This is a genomic window from Pseudomonas sp. P5_B2 (assembly GCF_056400445.1).
In genome coordinates this window covers 1-7,450 of sequence record NZ_JBFULH010000196.1, presented here as the reverse complement: position 1 = coordinate 7,450, position 7,450 = coordinate 1, and the positions used below count along the sequence as shown (strand labels likewise).

5 protein-coding genes, 4 tRNA genes and 1 pseudogene are annotated in these 7,450 nt (G+C 55.8%); 7 read left to right on the top strand and 3 right to left on the bottom strand.

From position 1 onward, the window contains the following. Positions 1-783, bottom strand: a 783-nt coding sequence (gene rdgC, locus AC1DRJ_RS15635; RefSeq protein ID WP_477802964.1) for a recombination-associated protein RdgC, incomplete at its 3' end; no start/stop codon positions are given. Positions 784-944: 161 nt separating this feature from the next. Between rdgC and AC1DRJ_RS15630 the strand changes: the two genes are divergently transcribed. The 5 genes from AC1DRJ_RS15630 (at position 945) to AC1DRJ_RS15610 (ending at position 2,909) form a co-directional block, all read left to right on the top strand. Beyond that, positions 945-1,020: transfer RNA gene (locus AC1DRJ_RS15630), tRNA-Val, on the top strand. Positions 1,021-1,039: 19 nt separating this feature from the next. Beyond that, a tRNA-Asp gene (locus tag AC1DRJ_RS15625) sits at positions 1,040-1,116 on the top strand. A gap of 199 nt (positions 1,117-1,315) precedes the next feature. Next, positions 1,316-1,391: transfer RNA gene (locus AC1DRJ_RS15620), tRNA-Val, on the top strand. 15 nt (positions 1,392-1,406) lie between these two features. Continuing rightward, positions 1,407-1,483, top strand: a tRNA-Asp gene (locus AC1DRJ_RS15615). 199 nt (positions 1,484-1,682) lie between these two features. Beyond that, positions 1,683-2,909, top strand: coding sequence for a hypothetical protein (locus AC1DRJ_RS15610; RefSeq protein ID WP_477802963.1), 1,227 nt, complete (start codon positions 1,683-1,685; stop codon positions 2,907-2,909). A 111-nt stretch (positions 2,910-3,020) separates the two neighbouring features. On the opposite strand, the gene AC1DRJ_RS15605 is transcribed toward AC1DRJ_RS15610, so the two are convergent. Further along, positions 3,021-4,163, bottom strand: coding sequence for a catalase family protein (locus AC1DRJ_RS15605; protein ID WP_477802962.1), 1,143 nt, complete (start codon positions 4,161-4,163; stop codon positions 3,021-3,023). After that, on the bottom strand, positions 4,160-5,968 hold the full coding sequence (locus AC1DRJ_RS15600) for a di-heme-cytochrome C peroxidase (protein ID WP_477802961.1): 1,809 nt from the start codon (positions 5,966-5,968) through the stop codon (positions 4,160-4,162). Before AC1DRJ_RS15600 ends, AC1DRJ_RS15605 begins: the two co-directional genes overlap by 4 nt. A gap of 268 nt (positions 5,969-6,236) precedes the next feature. Here AC1DRJ_RS15600 and AC1DRJ_RS15595 point away from each other — a divergent pair, with 268 nt between their 5' ends. Together AC1DRJ_RS15595 and AC1DRJ_RS15590 are read left to right on the top strand one after the other, a co-directional pair. After that, positions 6,237-6,968: an FKBP-type peptidyl-prolyl cis-trans isomerase gene (locus AC1DRJ_RS15595; protein WP_477802960.1), complete on the top strand. Its 732-nt coding sequence runs from the start codon at positions 6,237-6,239 to the stop codon at positions 6,966-6,968. Between the two features lie 293 nt (positions 6,969-7,261). Next, positions 7,262-7,450 (top strand): annotated as a pseudogene (locus AC1DRJ_RS15590) (hypothetical protein); the annotation flags it as partial.

The following is a 7,450-nucleotide window of genomic DNA, read 5'->3' as shown; positions in this document are numbered from 1 at the left end:
GTCTTGCAACAGGTCTTCGAACTTCAGGCGTTTGACCACCATCTTGTCGTCGAGCACGAAAGACAGCTTGTCTTGCCAGGCCAGCGATAATTGAGTGACCACTTTGCCGGTGCTCAGGTGCAGCTGGATTTCTTCGCTGGTCAGGTCCTGACGTTTGCAACGCACGATGCCGCCGTCTTCGTGGGTATCACGCAGCTCGCATTCGTCCAGCACAAAGAAGTCGTCGGCGGCTTTCTGGGTGGTGACCCATTCAGTCATGGTGGCGGTTGGCGACATTTTTACGGTCAGTGGACGTACCGGCAGGGTGCCGATCACTTCACGCAGGGTCGACAACAAGTCTTCGGCACGTTTCGGGCTGGCCGAGTTGACCAGGATCAGGCCCTGTTTCGGTGCGATGGCAGCGAAGGTCGAGGAGCGACGAATAAAGGCGCGCGGCAGGAACGCCTGGATGATTTCGTCCTTGATCTGATCGCGTTCCTTTTTGTAGACCTTACGCATTTGCTCGGCTTCGATCTCTTCGACCTTTTCCTTCACGGCGTCGCGTACGACGCTGCCCGGCAAAATGCGTTCTTCTTTACGCGCAGAGATCAGCAGGAAGTCGCCGCTGACGTGGACCAGCGGCGCATCTTCGCCCTTGCCGAATGGCGCGACGAAACCGTAGGTGGTCAACTCCTGGCTTGCACATGAACGCGCCAGTTTGGTGGCCAGTGCAGTTTCCAACGCCTCGGCATCAACAGGCAGATCTTGGGTCAGGCGATAGATAAGCAGGTTTTTGAACCACATGGGGTAAGTCTCTCCTTATATACAAAGGGGGGCATTATTCTCTTAGCGGCGCCATAGGCCAACCCTTCGCTAAGCCTTTGGAAGGCCTGAGAAAATTATTTAAAAAAGTGCTTGCCAGAGGTGAGGTCGCTCCGTAGAATGCGCGCCACACCGAACGTGAAGGGTGATTAGCTCAGCTGGGAGAGCGTCTGCCTTACAAGCAGAATGTCGGCGGTTCGATCCCGTCATCACCCACCATTCGCATTCAGTGTTACGCGCAGCGGTAGTTCAGTCGGTTAGAATACCGGCCTGTCACGCCGGGGGTCGCGGGTTCGAGTCCCGTCCGCTGCGCCATATTCGGTTACCTGGAACGCTGAACGCCAGGTCACCACGGAAAAGCCCGCTAACGCGGGTTTTTTTCTGTCTGTAGGTTGTCCGTTGTTCCTGCAGGTTGCATCGTTTCACCGGTTTTCGGATTTAATTGAAAAATAATTCAATTAAATCAACACTTTACGAAAACCTGTGGCATAATGTGCCCCGCAACGAAGGTAAAGGGTGATTAGCTCAGCTGGGAGAGCGTCTGCCTTACAAGCAGAATGTCGGCGGTTCGATCCCGTCATCACCCACCACTTTCAACGTTACGCGCAGCGGTAGTTCAGTCGGTTAGAATACCGGCCTGTCACGCCGGGGGTCGCGGGTTCGAGTCCCGTCCGCTGCGCCATATTCGGTAATCTGGAACGCTGAACGCCAGGTCACCACACAGAAAGCCCGCTTAATGCGGGCTTTTTGCTGTCTGGGGTTTGGTCATTTTGCGCGGCAGGCGCGGAATATAACTATGTAGTGCCTGACAGGCACGTTGCTTTCGGACAATAGGCAAATGTTTCCATGACCGTCATGGAGTGCCTACCGAGAACGAAAGCATGAGTTCCATTCCTTCTGAAAGTGTTGTTCCCTCTGCCTCTTCCCATGCGGACTCGAGTCCGATCCTTTCGCTGAGTCCGGGTTTCATCACCTGTGACGATGCAGCAGTCTTTTTGCATGAGTCATTCAAAAGTCACCGAGGTGCTGAATTCGCCGGGTTTATCCTAAAAAACGAGGAAGGTCGTTTTTTTTGCGCTCAAGAGGCGACGCTTGCCGATGAAAGTTCTGTACAGAAATCCCCGGATTTCACGTTAGTCGTAACCCAGAATTTAAAGGGTGAATGGGCCGTTCCGAGCGGGTATACCCTCGAAGCGCGCTTGTTTTCCCACTCCGGAAAAATCAAAGGCATCGATGAAAGCCCCGTAGAGTGGGGCCAGCGGCAGTTGTTCTTTTCGGTTGCCGACCTGTTTGAAGTGATGACCTGGCGCCGACAATTTTCCAGGTGTTATCTGTCGGTCAGTGATGGCGCACTCATCTCTTACACCTCAACGGATTCAGAGTTCGAGCAGGAGTTGTCACCGCGGTTTGGGAGAAAGCCCGATGGCGGGGTTCAAACTTTCGGGAGCCTTTATGACTCGGGTGCAATGCCCAGCAGCATTCTGATTTTGTTGGCCGTGGCAGCTGGAGTAGTGACCACCGTGGTCTGCGGGAATCTGTGGAGGCGAAGGGGGCACCTCAGAGCGAGCTGGAGGAAGGACATCCTGCAGCAAAACCCACCGGTAGAGCTGATGCCGGTCTGCGGGCCTGTCTTCAAGGATGCTGGCGAAGTGGCAGGCTATCTTCACAAGCAAATGCTGGCGCTATCGCCTGCGCAGCAGCAAGTCGGCGTCGTTCTCAAGCATAAAACCCAGGGTGTTTTTGTCGTTACCGCTCCGGTGCCAAGCGATTACGCCACATTCGACATGCAAGTCCTCTTTCCCAAGGATCTACATGGAAATGTACTGCTCCCGGCAGAGTTTCGGATTCACGGCTTCTACCATTCGATGAACCCGATCTCCGATAACTTATTACCCTCCACACAAGTCGAACGATACAAAAATTTCTTTTCTATCAAAGACCTGCGAGTTGGCTTGAGTCGGGTAAGTGATGCGCCTCATCATCGCCTGTTTCTATGTACGCCTGATGGGGCGGTATTACGTTTTGCTAAACCGGATTCGGAAAAGGTTGTGCGGCTGATGGTGCAACTGAATTCCCAAAGCGATGATTATCAAGATTTCGAGCAATAAATATTGACCGATAGAATGCTTCCGCAGGCGTTCATCAATCGGGTAGCGGCTGCCGGAACGTTGAGTGTCCTCCACCCCAGCAGTGTGTGGCCGAAGGGAAGGGTGACATCGTTAGCGCAGTGATGACTCACCATTGCGGCTGTGTCGGTAGTCGCTGACCGCTTCATACACGGCTTTGCGTAAGCGGTTGATACCACCAATCGGTCGATGGGCCTCAAGGCCAAACCAGGGGTTGAACGACTGGTTGTCGCATTGCAGGTTCAGCGCCGGGGTATCGAAGTCCTGAGCCGGTAGATTGATTCGCGCGACCGTCTCGAACGGCGCATCGCGTTCGCTCCATTCGATGCTGGTGTCTTCGATGGGCATGTATTTGCTTGGGTCCTGGCGCTGGATCTGCAGGACGAAGCACGCTGGCACCCGGTCGGTCGACAATTGCTGGTTCAGCGCATTGCGCAAGRAGTTCGGCAACTTCTGGTTTTGCGCAGGCAGGGTATAGGTCGGGCAGCTATCCGGGTCCGGCATTACCCGAAATTTGGCATTGCCTTCACCGAACTTGTAGGGCGAAACCGAAAAGTAAGTCGTCTGTGTCGGGCTTGCCGGTGCTGAGGAGAGTGTCGCCAAAGCGATAAACAGATGGCGAACCTGCCAGGTGCGCGGGTCCCAACCAGGAAAAAACGCCGTCACCTTTTTGCCGTCAGCCTGCGCCGCCACATTCTGCCGATACTCGGCGACATCGCTGACGAAGAAATTAGGATGGCTGAACATCACAAAATCCTGTTCGCCAAGACGCTGTTGATCTGCGAGCAGCTGCTTACTGGGCACATCGTGCAATTTGATCGCCATGCCCCGGGCGTCGCGAATGCTGTCGAACTGCGGATAGGCGTTGCCATTGGACAGGCGCATCGTCGCTTGCCAGGTTTTGCCGGGCTCGCTGAACACGCCTTGGCGCAGTACTTCTGAAAGATCCGGCAGCACCTGAACCTCGGCTTTCACGCAACCATGGGCCTTGGCGTGGGCGTCGCGCAGGTAGCGAGTGTTTTCCCGGTGTTGATTGACGATGCGCACCGCGGTCTGGATGACGTCTTGGGTCATGGTGGCTTCGCCGTCCGGTATCAATTCTTGCGCCGAAACCGGTCCGCTGTGCTGCCAGGCAAACCACGCCGTGGCCAGCGCCCAGCCGAGGACTCCAAGGCCAAGCAACCACAGAAGGGCCTTGCCGAGAAACGCGCCAAAGCGCATCCAGAGTCTGCTCATCGCAATTTCGCCTCCAAGGGACCGCCCAGTACTTTCAGGTACTCCAGCAGCGCCCAGCGTTCCTCCGGTTGCAGCAAACGGCCAATTACACCGTTGCCGCGCTTGCCGGCCCGGAACTCGTGGCCGCTGTTGTGATTGCCGGTGATTTGCGTGTCGAACACAAACCCATTGGTGAAGGCTTCAGTGCGATAGCCAAGGTGCCGGGGGTCGTACTCGAACGTGCCTTTATAGAAGTTAGTGGCGCGTTYATCCTGAGGCGAGAGCAATTGATAAAGGCTCGGAACCGAGCCGTTGTGCAGAAAGGGCGCAGTCGCCCAAACGCCCGCCAAGGGTCGTGCCTTGTAAGCGCGCAATTCACGCACGCCAATCGGCAAGCCGAAGCCATTCATGGCGCGTTGTTCAGCTGTCGGAATGTTTGCATCACGGTAGGCGCGATTTCCGACAAAAGCAGTGATGTAGGCCAGCCCTTTGGCCGACGATAACTTGCTCAAATCCAGCGGTTCATCAGGTATCGGCTGCAACTGCACATTCATCCGCTTGAGCTCCGCCAGGTCCCATTGCAGGGCGGTAAGGTCAAAACGATGGTCGGCAATGTTGTTCGCGGCCCCCGGGTCTGTGCCAATGAAATCCACCGGCAGCATTTTTAGATGTTGTACCCAGCGTCCATCACTTTCGCCTGCGTGTGGTACATGGCAGCCGGCGCAGTTTTCCCTGAACAACTCGCGACCTTTGGCGGCCAACGACTTGTCGATAGCACCGAGCAGTGCTTCGGGCCAGGCAGGTGGCTTGAGCCGTTGCAGGGTTTGTTCGATCTGGTGCAAGTCGTGCAATCGGACACTCGATGGATAGCGCTCATCACCTTTGAGCGGTTGGCCGTTGGCATCAAAGAAACTCAATGTGGCGCCCACCCCCAAGGATTCGCCGATGTTGCGAGCCATGGGCTGTTGCGCCGAGCCATTCCACTGCACCCAGTCGAACGTCCACATGTCCCACAGTTGCGGGTAATCCACCGGGGCATTGGCCACGCGGTAGTTGTCAGCTGAAATCGCATCGCCGAACGTGGCATTGGCGATGCGCCCGAAGGCGTCCGTACGACCCGGTCCTTCCTCGGTGGGGTAAAGCCCGCGATGGGTATCATTCCAGGCAACTTTTACGAAGCTATCGAGAGAAGCTTTCAGGTCTTTACGCAATTGTGGGTGTCGGGCGTCATAGTCCTCGGCCAGCACGTTGCGAGCGAAGCGTTCGAATTTCCAGGGGTTGAGGTAAGTCGAGGTCAGACTGGCGACCAACGCTTGCCCGAAACTGCCCCCTTTCAACGTAGGAACACTGGAAGGCAAAACGTGTTGCGCCGAGCCGCCGTCAATGCGGATCGCCTGCCCGTTGAAGYGCAACTCACCGGTGTGGCAGGCGGCGCACGTGATGTCCAGAAACTCGTCCTGACTGCCGGGATTTTGGTGACGGGCAAAGCCTGCGGGTAAATTGCCTGGATTGATTGGCGTGGCTTTCTGGTCGGGATCGATCAGGAAGCCGAAGCGTGCGAGATAGTCGGGCGACGCGAATCGTTGCCGGGAGAAGGGCAATTCGAGGGCGGTGAACCAGTCATAGCGTAAGCCTTTGACCTGAGTGCCTTGGGGGGTGAAGTAGTAGCTCTGGCGGTCTTCAGCGCTCCACTGCTCAAGGTAATGCACCTGCTGTGCAGGTGACCAAGTGGGTAATTTCGGGTTGGCGACGTAGTACAGAACCACGGCCAGGCCCAGTCCAAACGTCACAGCGATCAGCATCAGCAGGCGATATAAGAGGCGCAAGATAAACAACCTTGTCGATTTGTAGCGCTTTTATGCCTTGGCGTCTAAGCTGCGGCAAGAGGCCATTACGCCAGATGTGTGGGATCCGGGGTCAGCTGCTGTAGGTGCAAGATGACAGAAGCTTCATCCGGCCAAGGCTGAAATGCGCTGAAACACCTGAACTTATCAAGAAAATCCTGCTCTCATGCCGGTAGCCATTGGTCGTGGCGGCCTGATAAGCTCGCGGCTTTACTCGATTGCCCTTTAGGCGCATGAACAAGGAAATAGCATGAAACAGCATCGGTTGGCGGCGGCGGTGGCCCTGGTTGGCTTGGTACTCGCGGGTTGTGATTCGCAGACCAGCGTAGAGCTGAAAACTCCGGCGCAAAAAGCTTCCTACGGTATTGGTCTGAACATGGGCAARAGYCTGGCTCAGGAAGGCATGGATGACCTGGATTCCAAAGCSGTMGCCCAGGGCATCGAAGATGCCGTCGGCAARAAAGAGCAGAAGCTSAARGACGACGARCTGGTCGAAGCCTTCGCCGCACTGCAAAAGCGTGCTGAAGAGCGTATGGCCAAGATGAGCGAAGAGTCGGCRGCTGCCGGCAAGAARTTCCTCGAAGASAACGSCAAGAAGGCTGGCGTAGTGACCACCGCTTCAGGCCTGCAATATGAAGTAGAAAAGAAAGCCGATGGCCCACAGCCTAAGCCGACTGATGTAGTGACTGTTCACTACACCGGCAAGCTRACCAACGGTACCGTTTTCGACAGCTCCGTCGAGCGCGGCAGCCCGATCGATCTGCCTGTCAGCGGTGTGATTCCGGGTTGGGTCGAAGGCCTGCAACTGATGCACGTGGGTGAGAAGTACAAGCTATACATCCCAAGCGAACTGGCCTACGGCGCTCAAAGCCCAAGCGCGGCGATTCCAGCCAACTCAGTATTGGTATTCGACCTGGAACTGTTGGCGATCAAAGATCCAACCAAAGAAGAACCAGCCAAAGAAGACGCCGCAGCCAAGTAATCAGCGTCTGCTTTGACAACAACGCCTCGCTAATGCGGGGCGTTGTTGCATCTGGGGTTCAGTGGCGGTAAACAAAGCGAACGGTTGCTGTACGCTGGAGTCATAGCCAATGAGGACGCCCGTACTAGCCGCGCCGGCGTTGCAAGTCAATGAAATCTTGGGTTTTTTTATGTGAGTAAAAAACGCCCGATTTGAGTCGGACCCTTATGAAACGGGGCTTTCAGCGTTGAAAAGCAGCTCTGTTCACAAGGTTATCCACAATTTGTGTGGATAACATTTCAGTGGGAGGAATAATGAACGCACCCTGGAATTTCGCTCGATTCTTGCCTCTCGCCGGGCGCCTGCTCGCGCGCGGGCGCTTGCCGACACTGCTGTTCGCCGTCGCCAGTAAAGGTGCTCGTCAGGGGTTTCGCCTGGGCAAGGTTAAAGATGATTTGCGCTTGTTGCAGGCATTGTGCCTGGCCTACTGGCGCGGGGAGTAC

What these genes read in the sequence shown, in the direction of transcription:
- AC1DRJ_RS15610 (WP_477802963.1), top strand. Translation starts at nt 1,683, where the DNA reads ATGAGTTCCATTCCTTCTGAAAGTGTTGTTCCCTCTGCCTCTTCCCAT.